The 16,282-nt window shown below is 31.2% G+C and carries 16 protein-coding genes and 1 pseudogene; all 17 read right to left on the bottom strand.

All coding sequences use genetic code 11. From position 1 onward, the window contains the following. Nucleotides 1–4: 4 nt before the first annotated feature. Nucleotides 5–988: a UDP-glucuronic acid decarboxylase family protein gene (locus tag ACUSJC_RS13850; RefSeq protein ID WP_449270154.1), complete on the bottom strand. Its 984-nt coding sequence runs from the start codon at nucleotides 986–988 to the stop codon at nucleotides 5–7. Then, a complete protein-coding gene (locus ACUSJC_RS13845; protein WP_449270153.1) occupies nucleotides 985–2,313 on the bottom strand; it encodes an O-antigen ligase family protein in 1,329 nt (442 codons plus the stop codon). Before ACUSJC_RS13845 ends, ACUSJC_RS13850 begins: the two co-directional genes overlap by 4 nt. Further along, on the bottom strand, nucleotides 2,249–3,364 hold the full coding sequence (locus ACUSJC_RS13840) for a DUF1972 domain-containing protein (RefSeq protein WP_449270152.1): 1,116 nt from the start codon (nucleotides 3,362–3,364) through the stop codon (nucleotides 2,249–2,251). Before ACUSJC_RS13840 ends, ACUSJC_RS13845 begins: the two co-directional genes overlap by 65 nt. Before the next feature lie 50 nt (nucleotides 3,365–3,414). Beyond that, entirely contained in the window at nucleotides 3,415–4,530 is a 1,116-nt protein-coding gene (locus ACUSJC_RS13835) for a glycosyltransferase family 4 protein (RefSeq protein ID WP_449270151.1), read from the bottom strand. Next, the gene (locus ACUSJC_RS13830) at nucleotides 4,527–5,720 is read right to left on the bottom strand and encodes a hypothetical protein (protein ID WP_449270150.1); all 1,194 of its coding nucleotides are present in this window, start codon (nucleotides 5,718–5,720) and stop codon (nucleotides 4,527–4,529) included. The genes ACUSJC_RS13835 and ACUSJC_RS13830 overlap by 4 nt, the downstream gene beginning before the upstream one ends. 35 nt (nucleotides 5,721–5,755) lie before the next feature. Further along, entirely contained in the window at nucleotides 5,756–6,433 is a 678-nt protein-coding gene (locus ACUSJC_RS13825; RefSeq protein ID WP_449270149.1) for an acyltransferase, read from the bottom strand. 57 nt (nucleotides 6,434–6,490) lie between these two features. Next, entirely contained in the window at nucleotides 6,491–7,564 is a 1,074-nt protein-coding gene (locus ACUSJC_RS13820; RefSeq protein WP_449270148.1) for a glycosyltransferase family 4 protein, read from the bottom strand. Then, a complete protein-coding gene (locus ACUSJC_RS13815; RefSeq protein ID WP_449270147.1) occupies nucleotides 7,561–8,820 on the bottom strand; it encodes an oligosaccharide flippase family protein in 1,260 nt (419 codons plus the stop codon). Before ACUSJC_RS13815 ends, ACUSJC_RS13820 begins: the two co-directional genes overlap by 4 nt. Nucleotides 8,821–8,867: 47 nt before the next feature. Then, entirely contained in the window at nucleotides 8,868–9,434 is a 567-nt protein-coding gene (locus ACUSJC_RS13810; protein ID WP_449270146.1) for a hypothetical protein, read from the bottom strand. An 82-nt stretch (nucleotides 9,435–9,516) separates the two neighbouring features. After that, nucleotides 9,517–10,257: a head GIN domain-containing protein gene (locus tag ACUSJC_RS13805; protein ID WP_449270145.1), complete on the bottom strand. Its 741-nt coding sequence runs from the start codon at nucleotides 10,255–10,257 to the stop codon at nucleotides 9,517–9,519. Nucleotides 10,258–10,338: 81 nt separating this feature from the next. Then, complete coding sequence (locus tag ACUSJC_RS13800; protein WP_449270144.1) at nucleotides 10,339–11,445, bottom strand: acyloxyacyl hydrolase; 1,107 nt, start codon at nucleotides 11,443–11,445, stop codon at nucleotides 10,339–10,341. Between the two features lie 2 nt (nucleotides 11,446–11,447). Beyond that, nucleotides 11,448–12,365 carry a dTDP-4-dehydrorhamnose reductase gene (gene rfbD, locus ACUSJC_RS13795; protein ID WP_449270143.1) on the bottom strand — a complete coding sequence of 306 codons (918 nt, stop codon included), beginning with the start codon at nucleotides 12,363–12,365 and terminating at the stop codon, nucleotides 11,448–11,450. After that, a complete protein-coding gene (gene rfbC / locus ACUSJC_RS13790; protein WP_449270142.1) occupies nucleotides 12,359–12,910 on the bottom strand; it encodes a dTDP-4-dehydrorhamnose 3,5-epimerase in 552 nt (183 codons plus the stop codon). The genes rfbD and rfbC overlap by 7 nt, the downstream gene beginning before the upstream one ends. 62 nt (nucleotides 12,911–12,972) lie before the next feature. After that, nucleotides 12,973–13,830 (bottom strand): glucose-1-phosphate thymidylyltransferase RfbA, encoded by an 858-nt coding sequence (gene rfbA, locus ACUSJC_RS13785; RefSeq protein WP_449270141.1) that lies wholly within the window; start codon nucleotides 13,828–13,830, stop codon nucleotides 12,973–12,975. Nucleotides 13,831–13,870: 40 nt separating this feature from the next. Further along, nucleotides 13,871–14,235: pseudogene (locus ACUSJC_RS13780) on the bottom strand (four helix bundle protein). Between the two features lie 57 nt (nucleotides 14,236–14,292). Next, the gene (gene rfbB, locus ACUSJC_RS13775; protein WP_449270140.1) at nucleotides 14,293–15,306 is read right to left on the bottom strand and encodes a dTDP-glucose 4,6-dehydratase; all 1,014 of its coding nucleotides are present in this window, start codon (nucleotides 15,304–15,306) and stop codon (nucleotides 14,293–14,295) included. Next, entirely contained in the window at nucleotides 15,307–16,278 is a 972-nt protein-coding gene (locus tag ACUSJC_RS13770) for a hypothetical protein (protein WP_449270139.1), read from the bottom strand. Between the last annotated feature and the right edge of the window lie 4 nt (nucleotides 16,279–16,282).

Below are 16,282 nucleotides of genomic sequence, written 5' to 3'. Positions count from 1 at the left end.
TAATTTAGTGAATGAAATTAGTAAAATCTTTATGTTCTTCTTTGGCTAACTCTTCTGCAGAAAGCGATTTGAAATAGTCATACGTTATTTTCATTCCTTCTGCACGTCCTACTTTAGGTTCCCAGCCTAATAGTTCTTTAGCTTTAGTAATATCTGGTTGACGTTGCAGTGGATCATTAACCGGCAATTCTTTGTAAATTACTTTTTGAGTTGTCCCTGTCAATTTGATGATCTCGTCTGCAAAGTCTTTAATCGTTATTTCATCCGGATTCCCGATGTTTACCGGCAAATGATAATCTGAATGTAACAAACGGAAGATTCCTTCTACTTGATCGTCTACATAACAAAAAGAACGGGTTTGGCTTCCATCACCAAAAACCGTTAAATCCTCACCGCGTAAAGCTTGACCGATAAATGCCGGAATTACACGTCCGTCATTCAATCGCATTCTTGGTCCGTAGGTATTAAAAATACGAACGATTCTAGTTTCCAACCCGTGAAACGTATGATATGCCATAGTGATAGCTTCTTGATAACGTTTCGCTTCATCATAAACTCCTCTCGGCCCTATGGTATTTACATTTCCATAATAGTCTTCCGTTTGTGGATGTACTAGTGGATCACCATACACTTCAGAAGTAGATGCAATTAAAATTCGTGCTTTTTTTACACGAGCCAATCCTAATAAATTATGTGTTCCCATTGCTCCAACTTTTAGCGTTTGAATAGGAATTTTCAAATAATCAATCGGACTTGCCGGTGAAGCAAAATGTAGTATATAATCTAGTTGACCCGGAACGTGAACAAACTTGGTTATATCGTGATGATAAAATTCGAAATTCTTTTCTTTAAACAGATGTTCAATATTCTTAAGGTCTCCAGTAATCAAATTATCCATTCCTATGACATAATAGCCTTCGGCAATAAAACGATCACATAAGTGAGATCCTAAAAATCCGGCTGCTCCGGTAATTAATATTCTTTTCATCTTGTATTTTTTGTAGTAGTTGATATGGCAAACAAACAATAAAAGGCACTAAAAAACACCACTCCTCTTTGTCGCCACAAAAATGATTCGGTCAAAAATAAGCTTATCATCAGAATTGTAAAAGCAATATGCATAAAATCTTTTGTCCTAATGGCATAATATAGTGACAAAGCTAACATTATAATCAATAATAGAAATCCAATAAACCCTAATTCGGCAAAATTTTGAATGTATTGATTGTGAAAATTTAGATTGCCATATCCCGGATATAAATTATATTTTTTTTCTTTCTCCTGTAATTTGCTAATTGAGGCATTGAGTCCAAAACCTTTCCAGAAAATAGATTTTTCTTTTAAAAGTTCAAAAAACATTCGAACTTGATATACCCTAAAAGCTGTTCCCGGAAAATAATCTCCAAACGAAAACTTTTCATTATTCCAGGCCTCATAAATACTAACAACATGAACACCTTGTGTATTAATTGTAGTGATATCTTCACTCAACCCTTTATCTGTATTCGATTGAAACTCAACCAAAAACCGTTCTCTAATTCTGCTAAAGGACAATAGTATAATAACTCCAAGTACAATTATACTTGCACTTCTCAAACGCACTTTATGAGAAACTTTGGCAAAGAAAAACACGTAGGTAAAAATCAATAATACAAAGATCAATATTATATTTTTGGAAGCCAATAAAAGAATAAAAACAAACAAGAAAGCCGAGCTTACATAATCTACTTTTGTCTTTATTGCTTTAGTGAAAAAATAGAAGAACGCTAAGGCTGCAAAGACAGAAATATGAATGGCATTGAGCAATTTGGGAACCAAACCAAAATCATCTTCATACTCGCCATGGTGAAAAAAGACTCTATTATCGCCTGTTAAAAGATACCTAACTAAAGCTCTCGATATAAAAACAAAAGCTAAAATTACAATTGAAAAACTATAGTATTTTAAAATTTTCTCTTTTATTCTTTGATTAAAAAAAGGAAGAAATAGCGACAGAAAAGGAAGAATTAAAAGCACTATTTCTTTAGGAATAGCTCTCAGTGTCCGCTCTTTGTCAATTGACCAAAAATAAGACAGAAACATCCAAATAAATAGTAGAATGGGAGTCCATAATTCTATTGATTTCTTAAAGGTTAATTTTTTGATGTTAATTAAAAAAAACAGCCCTAAACTAGCTAAAGCTATATTGTTAACTCCTAAAGGCAAAGGAATCGTAACCAATAAAAGCAAAAAAGGAATAAAAAAACTATTAGTTTTCTGACTTTCTTTTAAATCTTGCCAAACATTCTTCAAAAAACTGTAAATACTGTTCATTTATGGTATTCCAATTAAACTGTTTTTCTATTGCTTCATAGTTGGTTTTAACCCATTGCAAGTTATCACTTTTTTTAACAGTACATAAAAGGTTTTTAACTTCTTCGGCATTTTTGAAATAAAAGGCATACTTCTTTAATACTCCTTTATTGAATTCATTGTTATGTGCGGCAATTAAAGCTTTTGATGACATTGCTTCAAGAAGAGAAGGATTTGTTCCTCCTACACTATGTCCGTGAAAGTATATGTTACTAAAATATCTTAAATTATTTAAGTGCTCAATGTTATAGATACCTCCTAAAAATCTAATATTTGAATACTCCTTGAATTTATTTTTTAAATATTCTCCATATTTTGTTTCATGTTTCCCAATGATTAATATAGGTGTTTTATCTGAAGTATTTAAAGCTACTCCTTCTAACACCATCTCAATATTATTCTCCGGCTCAAAACGAGCCATCACCATATTGTATTTCTCTTTTTCTACATTGTAAAGCTTCAGTAAATCTTCATTAGGAGAAGAGAATAAATGCGCACCATAGGCTATATATGTCGAATTTTTCTGATATGTCTTTTTGAGATGCTTTTGAATACCTATTGAATCTGCAATTAGGAAATCTCCAGATTTTGCAGCCAGCCATTCTGCTACTTTTAGAAATTGTTGTACAGGCCAAGAATATTTGGAACGTTTCCACTCTAAACCGTCCATGTTAATAATATTTATGGATTTTTTAGGCATTAAGAAAAACCAAATAGAATTACTGGTATATCCTAATTGTAAGATGATGTCAAAATCACGTTTACGAGAGTCCATGATACAATTATAATCATAAATAAACTGCCCAAAGGTTCCGTATTTATATTCTGGGTCGTATTGGTGAATGATACTTACACCCTGAAAATTTTTCTCTTGAAATTTATGATTATGAGAATTGTAACAATATACCTCGTGACCTTTCTCTACTAAATATACTGAAAAATATTCTGCAAATTGTTCAAAGCCTCCATAATAATTGGGAATACCTCTTGTTCCAAGAATCGCAATCTTCATACCTTAATCTTTAATGAAAGCAAAAGTATAATTTTTTATTTTTTTTGACATTAAACTTTTAGTAATAAATCTTCAATTGTTTTCGCATAATTTTTAACCGAGAAAACATTTATTGCTCTTTGAAGACCATTTTTACCTAATTCTTCTCTTAATTTTTGATTTTCAATTAATTTCTTAAGACAAGACTCTAAATCTTTTTGGTCATTAGGTTTAAATAACAAACCAGTTTCATCAGGTATTATAATTTCTTTTAGTCCTCCATGATTTGCCCCAATAACGGGTTTTCCTGCCATCATTGCTTCAATGGCAACCATTCCGAAAGGCTCGGGTTCAGTAGAAGGTACTACCGCAATATCTATTGATCTCCAAATCGTTTCAATATCTCTTTGAAAAGGAATAATTTTTACTTTATTATCTAAATTTAATCCGCTAATTTTAGTCTGTAAATCCATTAAAAAATGCTCCTGATTAGGAGGAGCAGAGCCTACAAAAAATAATTCTATATCAAATTCATCTTTTTGAAGGTTATAGAATGCATCTAATAACAATTGTTGACCTTTCCAACGACTTATTCGCCCCACTAATGCTATCTTTATACTCTTTTTTGAACTTGACTCTTCAAAAATTAGACTGGAAAAAGGTTCTATTCCATTCCAAACCACAACATTATTTGAGTTAATTTTCCAAAATTCTTGAGTTGCTTTAGAATTAAACAAAACTAATTCATTTGTTTTATTGTTAAGTAAAAGTCTATAAAATGATGTAATAAAACTTGGTGATTCTATAATCTCATGAACATGCCAAGCATGCGGAATTTTCAACCATTTTGAAGCTAAAAAACCTAATAAAACAGCTAATGTATTTGAATAAACCAAATCAATCTTTTTAGTTTTTAATATTTTATTTAAAACCTTTATTCCTTTAAAAAAGTCTTTAATAAATTTAAAAAGATTGCTGGGCTTAAATATATTTCTATGTAATTTTAATACTGGGGCAACTATTACTTCTATTTGTTCCTTTTCTAGTTCTACTGATAAGGGTCCTATTTCAGGCAGTACAACTATTGGCAATATTTTACTTTTATCTAATTCTTTTAAAAGAATTAAAAGCGTTTTATCTGAACCGTAAAGTTCAGCCGATTGATGAATAAAAAGGACATTTATCATTTGTTGTCTTGTGCTAATTTGTGTTTAACGGCAAATAAAAAACCAATGAGTAGAGACTTCGCATCTAATGCGTAATAAAATCCCATAAAAACCCAATATGATAAAAGTAGAAAAACACCCGTTCCTAAAAAAAGATAATTAATGTTTTTATCCAACTCATTATAAGCCTTAAATTTTTTAAAAAAGAATAATATAGACAGTATCAACAAGAACAATCCTATCACACCTGATTTTAGCAAAATAGTCATAAATCCATTGTGTAATATTGAAATTCGTCGTAAAAACATATCATTCAAATGTACTTTTATTTTCAAATCGACTTGTGAACCTATGCCTTCACCAAAAAGTAACGTATTATTAAATGAAAGTTGCTCAATGGTTCGAACATTTTCATATGAACGGTAATGGTCATGAAAATCTCTCCAATCATTTCTATTAATTTTGGTAGAAAAAGCTTCAAAGGGTATTAATTTTATTTTATATAAAAACTCATCTGTAGTACTTCCGCTTCGCTTAGGATTATATTGATAAATTGCTGCATAGGATAAAATACTAATCGTAAATAATGATGCAAATATTACAATAGTTTTTTTGTTGAGGATTAACCAACCTTTTACAGCAAAAAACAAAATGAAAAATTGAATAAAATTAGTTCTAGCTAAATAAAAGAAACTCGAAAGTAAAAAGATTAAAAGATATAAATAATAACGTTTTTTAGGTAAATCGATACCAAATTTCTTATGGAACAATAAGATGATAAAAGTATAAATTTCATAGTCATTCAAATAACCCCCATAATACCGAATATCAGCTACGCTTCTAGATCCTTGAAAAACAACACCATAACCCACTAAAACAAGATGTACAACAGCCATAATAATACCTGCTTTCATTAAAAAAGCAAGTGGGTTTATTACAAGTCTTTCTTTATAAAACTGATAGCCTAAAAGTAAACCCATTATAGGTTTTAATAAATAAGTAATATCACGAACAATAAAATAAGTTTTATATTTGAAAAAAAAACTCGTCAAAATCGCAACAACTAAGATTAAAATATATAAAAGCAAATGGACTGAGAATAACGTTGAAAAACGTTTTTTCAGTGTTAAAATAATTGCGATTCCCCAACACAAAAATGACAATTCATAACTGTTAAAAAATGGAATGACAACGCAAAATGCAAAGAACAATTGATAAAAAAAAGATTTGTTTAGTACCAATTTCATTACGTAATTGTTTTTAGAATTTTAGCCGGAACACCTCCTATCACGACTTTATCAGGAAAGACCCCTTTTATTACTGAACCTGCAGCTACCACACAATTATTTCCGACAACACTTCCGTCTAAAAAAGTAGCTTTTGCACCCACCCACACGTTATTTCCAATGGAAATTCCTTTTGAAGTGACTCCTTGCTCACGGATAAGTTGTGTCATATCATTAAAATTATGATTTTCAGAATGAAAACTAATGTAAGAGCCCATAATAACATCATTACCTATAGTTACTCCTCCTGCTGCACCAAATTCACAAAATTTTCCACAAGCAGAATTATTTCCAATGGTAAAACCTTGTCCATATTTTGAAAAATGGCTTGTACAAGACACCCATGAATGTTCACCTATCTTCACATTGTTACCAAAAACAAGTTTGTTTTTAGCATATCCATCAATACTTACATGATTTTCAAAAGTTATATTCCTTCCGAAAATGATATTTTTTTTATTTAATATCTTGCTACCTCTCCCTAAAAAAATTCGCTTTTGTAAACATATAAAACCACGTAACAACATTATACCTCTAACATATAACGAACGTATAAGTAACGATTTTGGTATATTGTCATCTATCTGATAATTTTTTCCAGTTTTCGCAATTAGTTTTTGAAAAAGCAAATGTATCATAGTTTGTTCGATTATTATTTAATTTTTAAAGGTAACAAATGAACACAAAATGAAAAGTTAGTTTCTAAATAAGTTATCCCACATTGAAATTATATGGCTTTCATCATAGTTTTGAGAATCTTTTATCGCTTTTTTGCTCATTTTTTGTCTTTTCTCCGTATTATTTATTAGCTGCAGCATTTGATTTGCAAATTCATCGGTATTGAATCTTGGCACTAAAAATCCATTTTCACAGTCCTTAATAATACTTTTTGGACCATCACAATCAAAAGAAACTACAGGTAATCCACTATTCATAGCTTCTAAAATAACCAGTCCAAAACTTTCCCAACGTGACGTAAGTACAAAAATACTATTTTCCGCATACTTATCTGCTATATTTTGCGTTGATCCTTTTAAATGTACAATATGAGTTAATTCTTCAGCTTCTACTTGGTACTGTAACGCATTAAAATCTTCTCCTTCTCCATAAATGTTCAACTTCCAATCGGGTGCTTGTTGATGCACTTTTTTCATAATTTCTATCAGTATATCAAATCCTTTCTGATAGGTAAGTCTTCCTACAGCAATTATTTGCTTTGCGGTTCCATTAGATTTTTTATTGGAAACAAAAGGCAACGAATTAGGAATAATAACCGCATTTTTTAAAAATGAAAATTTGTTTTTTTCCGCTTGTGTTAATAGCACTACTTTGTCAAATTTTGCATAAACTTGATTACGAACAATTTGCGCAAATTTGGAAGGATACTCATATATTTCGTGTTCACATGCAATAGTTTTGGTTTGACTTCCTCTTGTAATTAACGATAACAATACATTAAAAACATAAACCGTACCTAATAAATAATCAAATTTTTCTTTTTCGTTTATTTTTTTAACTTTTTGTATCAAATCAGAATACCAAAATATTTTGGTAAGGCTATTATACTGAAAAGGCTTATTAAGATGAGTAATTTTTACTTTTGAATTTAACGGATAAAAGGGTTTATCCTCGAAATTTGAAAACACGCTAATAATTGTTATTTCATAATCCGAAGGAAAATATGTTAACAACCCATTACAAAGACTAGAAACAGCACGTTCTGTACCTGCTTTTTGGGTAATATCTCCTATAATAATACATATTTTCATTTTGTAGTTGCTTTTAAGGCCTTCTGAGCGGAAAGATACATTCCTAGAGCGAAAGTAAATTGAATGACTGTACTTGCTATTGCTGTGCCAATATAACCTAACTTATACGAAAATACTATATTTATCAACATCCCCATAATAGATATAACCGAAAGTACCTTAAAAAACAAAGCCGATTTACCAAGTGTAACCAAAACAAGTTTACCATACAATTGGTCTAAAAATGAAAATAATGGAAACAAAATCATAATACGGAAGGCTAAAACACTCTCGGAGTTCTCCGTTCCAAAAATAACTAGAAAAATATAATCTGCAAGAAAAAACACAACAATTGTAGTTGCGACAATTAATAAAATACCCCAGTTTTTAATCTTTTCTAAAAACAATTTTCCTTTTCTGGGTTCTTCGTGCATCATTTTAGAGACGTGTGGAAATAGTGCACTAATAATTGGTGAAAGCATGCTTCCTGCTGTGCGAATAACTTTTTCGGCAGTAGCATAAATACCCACGATGCTATTATTACTAAAAAAACCTAAAATAAGAACGCCTGAATAAGCAATAACAGCCATATAAATTTCAGACATAAACAGATGATAGGCACTTTTCAATTGTTCTTTTACACTATTAAAACTAGTTAAATATAATGAAATGCCAAATTTATAATGTGCCACAAATAGTGATGCTATACCAGAAGTAATTGCTCCTAAAGATAAAAAAAAAGGCACCACCCAAATATTTGAATTATCTTTTAAAAAAAGAAAAATACAAAACGTAAAAATGCTTTTAAAAAACACATTAATATAAGTAATGTATTTCATTTTTTGCAAGCCTTGAAATAACCATAATGGGAAAAAAGCATTTCCTATAACAATTCCAAAGTACAAAAAGTGAATGCCTAGGTGCGCTCTAAACTTTTCCACCGTGCACACAAAAACAGAAAATACTAAAAAAGATATGCCTAATAAAACCATTTTTGACGTGAACACTTCTCCATAAATTTGCTCTACTTTCTGCTTATTTTCAGAATGTATCGAAATTTCTCGCGTTGTAGTAGTGTTAAAACCAAATTCTACCACTACTACAAATAACAATGCGAGTGTATGAGCATAACTTAACAATCCAAAAGACGCAATTCCTGCTTTTTGAATAATAAAAGGTATCGTAAGAAATGGTAATAAAATATTTAATCCCTGCAACACAGAAAGTGCCAAAAAATTGATTAATAATATTTTGTTTGTTTTCTGTGCAAAACCCATGAATTAATTTTTAAAATGACCTATTAGAAAATAGGATTATCCAATTTCTATTGTTGAACATTTTGAGTTTTTGCAGGAACTCCTGTTAACTCTCTTAATTTGACAACTAAATTTTCATTTGGATAATAAAAAGGAGTTTTGTATTCTATCCCTTCTCTATAAATAATAAATGTATTATTAACAGAATCTATTTTTGTTTTTATTTCGTCGTTTTTTAAAAAATAATTTAAGAATTCAGAACCTTTGATTTCAAAACTATTCTTTAAATAGTTTAATTTAATATTCTTAATTACAACTGAATCTTGTTCTTTATTAAAACCAAAATCAAGACGAATATGTGTAGGCAAACGCTCCTCTGGAATTTCAAAATAAGCTTTTGCCGCTTGTGTTTTAGGCTTAATATCGCACCAAACTACATTTTCTGGAGTAAAATTAACCGTATTATCTTCAGAAAAATACAAACCAAAACCATCTTTCTTTGCAACATATGCATCTACCTCTACATTGAAATTAGGGTTTATAGATTCTTTCATAATTATTGCTTCTTTTTCCCCATTTTTACAAGCAATTAATAAAACCACTGCAGCAAAGGCAGTTAAAAAAGATTTTTTCATATATCGTTTTTTATACAAAAATAATTTATTTTTCTTCATCACAAACGCTTAATTATAATTTTTAGAGACCTACATCAATTTTCTACTCATATATTAAATGACCTGTATATAATTCCTCCACCTCAACTTCTGGAGGTGTATTTTTTAAAATTACATTTCCTGTCGCTACAATTTGTCCTTCTATGCGCTGCATAGGCTTTACAATCATATCGTTTGAACCTCTATGGTAGAATTTTATCGTTTCCGCTTCAAAATTTTCACCGTAAAAACGTCCATCACCAAAATAAAAATTCAGTAGCATTTCACCAACTGAACCATTGATATAAAAATTGGCTACCATATTGCTTTCCACCACTAATTGTCCTGTTGATTCCAGATTAATATAATAATCGCCTATTCCTGCTCCATCACCATCTTCGCCCATAGCAAAGAGTCGCAGTAAACCATAATGCAACATGCCATCGCTTTCAATTCTCTGTTCGGTTTTACTGTGTATTTCTTCTAAATTTGGAGCCGTTACATACACTTTAGTCAAACCATAATCGCGTGCTAAATTACAAGACGAATTGTCTTTGACTACTAACATGTCGTCTTGTAACGTAACTTCAATATCATCAATAATATGTTCACTGGTTACAATTTTAACCTCATATTCTGGACCTTCTTTAACCACTAAACCCACGCCAGCATATACTTTCACCTTAGTAAAATCGGTAAAAGGATACGTTTGCGTTACGCTATTTCCATTACCTTTAAAACAATCTTCAGAAATACCGCAACTAACCGTTAGTATTAAAAGTAATAGGTAAATTATTTTGTTCATATTAAATTTGATAAGATGTTTTGTTATGCAGAGCATGACAAGTCTTTCTTCTAGATTCTTTTCTCTATTTTCTTTCTTTGACTACAATCTAATCCCAACCGTCGCTTCAATAGCTTCGGCTCTTCCTCCGTGTGTTTTTAGTCCTACTCCGGTAAACCAATTCTTATACACATAGTATTTTAATCCAACACGCTGATAAACACTCGTTTCATAGTCAAATGGTTTGTACACATAATATCCAAACTGTGTTTCAACTGATAATTTATTGATAAACAATTCGTGCCCTACAAATATGCCTATTCGTTTATAATCCGTATTGGGATCTTCATACTCCTTATGATCTTTTGGAAAAGCTACTGAAACAAATTTAATATAATCTCTTAGATATCTTGAAAAGAAAACATCGGTTCCTAACTGAATGGCACTTTTTCTCCCAACTCGTTTATCAGCATATAATCCGATATGATAAAACTGTCGTTGCCCTAATCCCGGCACTGGTGCTTCTGAGCGTCCGGTTCTGAAAGCAATATTATATTTTATTCGTTCTTTATAAATACTGCTTGGTGGTAAACTATCATGTATAAATGTTTTTTCTTCTTCTAAATTATAATTTAATCCTACATTAAAAGCAATTGTATTGATACCACTGTTAGGCGCTTTAAATCTTCCGTTTGAGAAGTGTGTTAAAAAAAATCCGGCTTGGATACCTATTTTTCCGAATAGATTTTGCTTTTGATATTGTAATAAAAAGTAATTGTTGTCTAATATTTTAGTACCAAAAGCATTGTTTTTATTATTGGTTTCTCTATTATAAGGATGAGAAGTCATTCCGATTCCCTGAGAAATTCGGAACATCAAATGTCTGTTGAAAAAATAAAAATTATAATGGATACCTATGGCTTGGTTGTAACCTAAATAGGGATTTTTAAAATCGATATATTGATATGAAATACCATAATCAGGATAATCATATACTTGCTCCCATTCGTTTTTTCCATGGGTTTTCCAATTGAATCCTAGCAAAAAACCATCGGGATGTCCGGTAATTAAATGTCCAACATAATCCGCGTGTTTTATGATATTTCCTCTAAAAAATTGAGCATCAATGTAGATTGCATTTTTGTCCTTTTCTTGCGAATGTAACAAACTAAGGCTAAATAAAAGTAAAAGGGCAAAAATTCTTCGCATAACTATGTTTTTGAAAGGCAAACACTTAAACTCTCTTTCCAATCTTTGATAGATACATCAAATATAGTTTTTATTTTGGTCTTATCTAATACACTATAGCCCGGTCTTTTAGCAGGCGTTGGATATGCGGAAGTGGGAATAGGTTTTAAATCGATGGTAATTCCTTTTTGAGTAAATATTTCTGCGGCAAATTCGTACCAAGAACATTGACCTTCGTTGCTGAAGTTGTAAATTCCGAAATGAGATTCTGAAACAAGTTCAGAATGACAAGTATTTATAATTTTTATTAAAGCATGGGCTAAATCAACGGCGTAGGTTGGTGTTCCAATTTGATCATCAACTACCGAAAGTGTATCGCGTTCAGAAGCCAATCGTAACATGGTTTTCATAAAATTATTGGCAAACTCAGAATACACCCAAGATGTTCTTATGATAAAATGTTTTTTCCAAGAGTTTTGAATCACTTGTTCTCCTTGTAATTTGGTCAACCCATACATACCGCTTGGAAACGGAACATCGGTTTCTTGTAAACCCGATTCGCTTTTTAAAGGCAAACGCAATTCTCTGTCATAAAATGACTTTCCATTAGAAAAATAGGCATCAAAAACAAAATCGGTTGAAACGTGAAGCAAAATGGTATCCCATTCTTTGCATACTAAAGCTAAATTTTCGGATCCGTTTGTATTGATGTCAAATGCCTTTTCGGGCTCGCTTTCGGCTTTATCCACTGCGGTATAAGCCGCCGCATTGATGCAAAAATTAGGCTTGTATCGGTTAAAAACCGTTTTGCATTGTTCAAAATTAGTAATATCTAATGCTAATGAATCACAAAACACAAAATCGATTGAAGGATATTGTCCTGCAACCGATTGTAAAGCTTGTCCTAATTGGCCATTGCCACCCGTGACTAAAACTACCATACTTTTTTAGCGTTTTCTAGTGTGGGTAAAATAGTATCTTTTTCGGAAATAAGTAATTCCGATTCTTGAAAATTCCAATCAATGTTTAGTGTCGGATCATTATAGATCAATCCGCCTTCACTTTCTTTATTATAGAAATTATCGCATTTATAAAAGAAAGTTGCCGTTTCACTTAACACTAAAAATCCGTGAGCAAAACCTCTTGGAACGAAAAATTGTTTTTGGTTTTCACCCGATAATAGAACCGATTCATATTGCCCGTAAGTTGGGGAATTGGGACGTAAATCGACTGCAACATCTAATACTTCTCCTTGTAAAACACGAACCAATTTAGCTTGAGCATGCTCGCCTGTTTGATAATGCAATCCGCGCAAAACACCTTTTGAAGAAAACGATTGGTTGTCTTGTACAAAATGAACTTCTTGACCTATTCCGTTGGCAAATGTTTTTTCGTTAAAACTTTCCATGAAATAGCCTCTTTCGTCCTTAATTATTTTGGGTTCAAGGATAAAACATCCTTGTAATTTGGTTTCTATAAATTCCATCAACAATGTCCAATTTCAATCTCAAATTCAACAACAAAGAATCTGAAACTTAAAACAATTTTTTAAATTAAACTGATTAAATGTTTTCCGTAACCGCTCTTTAACAAAGGTTCTGCTAACATTTTTAATTGTTCCGCATTAATATAGCCCATCTCGAAAGCGGCTTCTTCAATGGCCCCGATTTTTAATCCTTGACGCTCTTCTATAACCTGAACAAACTGTCCGGCTTGCATCAAAGATTTAAATGTTCCAGTATCTAGCCAAGCCGTTCCTCTATCCAAAATAGAAACTTGCAATTTCCCTTTTTCTAAATAGGCTTTGTTCACATCTGTTATTTCTAGTTCGCCACGCGGACTCGGCTTAATATTAGCTGCAATTTCTAAAACTTCGTTATCATAGAAATAAATTCCGGGAACAGCATAATTGGATTTAGGCTGTAGCGGTTTTTCTTCAATAGAAAGTGCTTTTCCTTCTTTATCGAATTCAACTACACCATAGCGTTCCGGATCGTGAACATGATAGGCGTAAACAATTCCTCCTTCGGGATTATTGTTGGCTTGTAACAACTCTGCTAAACCTGTTCCGTAGAAAATATTATCTCCAAGAATAAGCGCGACTTTATCATTACCTACAAATTCTTTTCCGATGATAAAAGCTTCTGCTAATCCGTTAGGATGCTCTTGCACTGCATATTCAAATCGGCATCCTAATTGAGAACCATCACCTAATAATTTTTCGAATAAAGGCAAGTCTTGAGGTGTTGAAATAATTAATATTTCGCGAATTCCTGCCCACATCAACGTTGATAACGGGTAATAAATCATGGGTTTATCGTAAATAGGCATCAATTGTTTACTCACCGCTAATGTTAACGGATGCAAACGTGTACCTGAACCTCCTGCTAATATTATTCCTTTCATGTTTTTAATACGGCAATTAGACTATACGTCAATGTGCCAATTATTTATTATTCATATTTTTTGTAGAAGCAATTATTTTATTAGATATCTTAAGTATTTCAAAAATATCATTTAATAATTCTTCAGTATTAGGATAATTTTCTAATTCGTTACAAAGAAATAACCAAAATTCAGTTTCATCAGCTTCTTTCATAGCAATTTTAATCTTATGAATAAAATCGGCTCTGAACTTTGAGCTTCTTTAATATTCGCACCAATTGATGTTCCAGATTTTAATAATTGATTTGCAATAACAAATTTTTTATTTTCTTCTAACCTCTCAGTATATTGAACAATCTTTTTAGCAAACTCAAAACTTTTCAACAAAATTAAATTGTCTTTGTACTTTTCATTAAATGTTATCATGCTTATAATTTTTATTTCACTTGATACATTGTAAACATCGGCACATTGACTTATTGTTTAATTGACAAATTTATCAAGATACCATTCAATGGTTTTTACAATTCCGGTTTCAAAATTTTCATCGGCTTTCCAGCCCAACTCATTTTCTATTTTAGTAGCATCAATAGCATAACGCATATCGTGTCCCGGACGATCTTTTACAAAAGTAATTTGTTCTTTATAACTTCCGGTTTGTTTGGGTTTTATTTCGTCTAAAATAGCACAAACTTTATCTACAATATAGAGATTATTTCTTTCATTTCTTCCGCCAATATTATAGGTCTCACCTGATTTTCCGGTTTTGAACGCTAATTCAATTCCTTTGCAATGATCCAAGACATACAACCAATCGCGAACGTTTTTACCATCGCCATAAATTGGAATGTTTTCTCCGGTTAATGCTTTTCTGATGATGGTTGGAATTAGCTTTTCATTGTGCTGTTTTGGTCCATAATTATTTGAACAGTTTGTGGTCACCACATTCATTCCATACGTATGGAAATAGCTTCGAACAATCATATCAGAACCCGCTTTTGATGCTGAATAAGGGCTGTTTGGCGCATAAGGCGTTGTCTCTTCAAACAAACCGGTTTCGCCTAAAGTTCCGTATACCTCATCGGTTGACACATGATGAAAACGAGAGTTTTGAAATTCAGTTTTGTATTCATTGGGTCCATTCATCCATAATTTTCGGGCTGCATCCAATAAATTAAATGTTCCTAAAACATTGGTTTTAATAAATGCTTCCGGTCCTGAAATAGAATTATCTACGTGACTCTCGGCAGCAAAGTGAATCACATCGTGAAATTGATACTTGTGAAACAAATTGTCAATAAAATCTCTGTCGCAAATATTTCCTTTTACAAAAGTATAACGCGGATGTCCTTCAACTTCTTTAACGTTCTCTAAATTTCCTGCATACGTTAAAGCATCTAAATTGACTAAGTAATAGTCTTCGTTATTTTCTACAAAATAAGGAACAAAGTTAGAACCAATGAATCCGGCTCCTCCTGTTACTAAAATATTTTTCATTTAAGCTAAATTTCTTTTGGCTAACTGATTTTTATAAAAATTCTTTACTGAAACAAAAACAAAAAATAAAAACAAAAATACTATCGGAACTACCAATTTCATTTTTCCATTTAATCCTTTTGTAGCTTTTATGTTTAGTGTTGAGCTTACTTCTTTAATTATTTCGTCATTATTTAATAAACTAATTTTAATATCGCCTTGGTCTTTTATCAAATTATTTTTTGTGTTAATAATTTCATTAATCTGATTATTGTCACTAATATAAACCATTTTATCAGTTCTTGAAGCACTAGAAGCAGATTTTGAAAAACCTTCAACCAACTTATCTATTTGTTTGATAATACTATCATTAGTATTAAATTTATTTTTTTGATTTTCTAAATATTGTGTCTTAATGGACGAGTAATACTCTGAGTCATTTAAGAATTTCAATAATGGCTTTACTGTACTTTCTAAACTAGTATTTTCTTTTGTTGAAAAGGTGATTGAATGATACGGATAATTTTTACTGGTTACTTCATTTTCAATGATCTTAGTCAGATCTCCATCTTCTGCCATTAATTTAATCAAATCGAAATTTTCCGGATTACCATCAATAAATTTATAAATATCAATTATAGGTTCAATTTTTATACTACCTAGTTTTTTAATATTTTTAAAACCTAACTCTTTAAAGAACAATGTGTCATTTTCTATTTTCTTAGCATTAAGCAATGCTATTTTTGAGTACAAATAATCAACGCTACTATAATTTGGAGTTACAATTACTTCATGAGTATACGTTTTATTTGTCTTATCCATATAATATCCTAGACCTAGACCTATTATTAAAATCAGCCCTATGTAGATACTATTGCGTTTAATAAAAAGAATTACGTCAAAGATTTTATTTACCAATGATTGAAATAAACCATTGATCTTTTGAAATACTTGTCCTAAATCGATTTCTTGGTCTTGAGAATTTGTACTCATTTTT

It is taken from the genome of Flavobacterium sp. U410 (assembly GCF_053570605.1).
The sequence above is the reverse complement of the archived record's forward strand: the minus strand, read 5'-3'. Positions and strand labels throughout refer to the sequence as shown.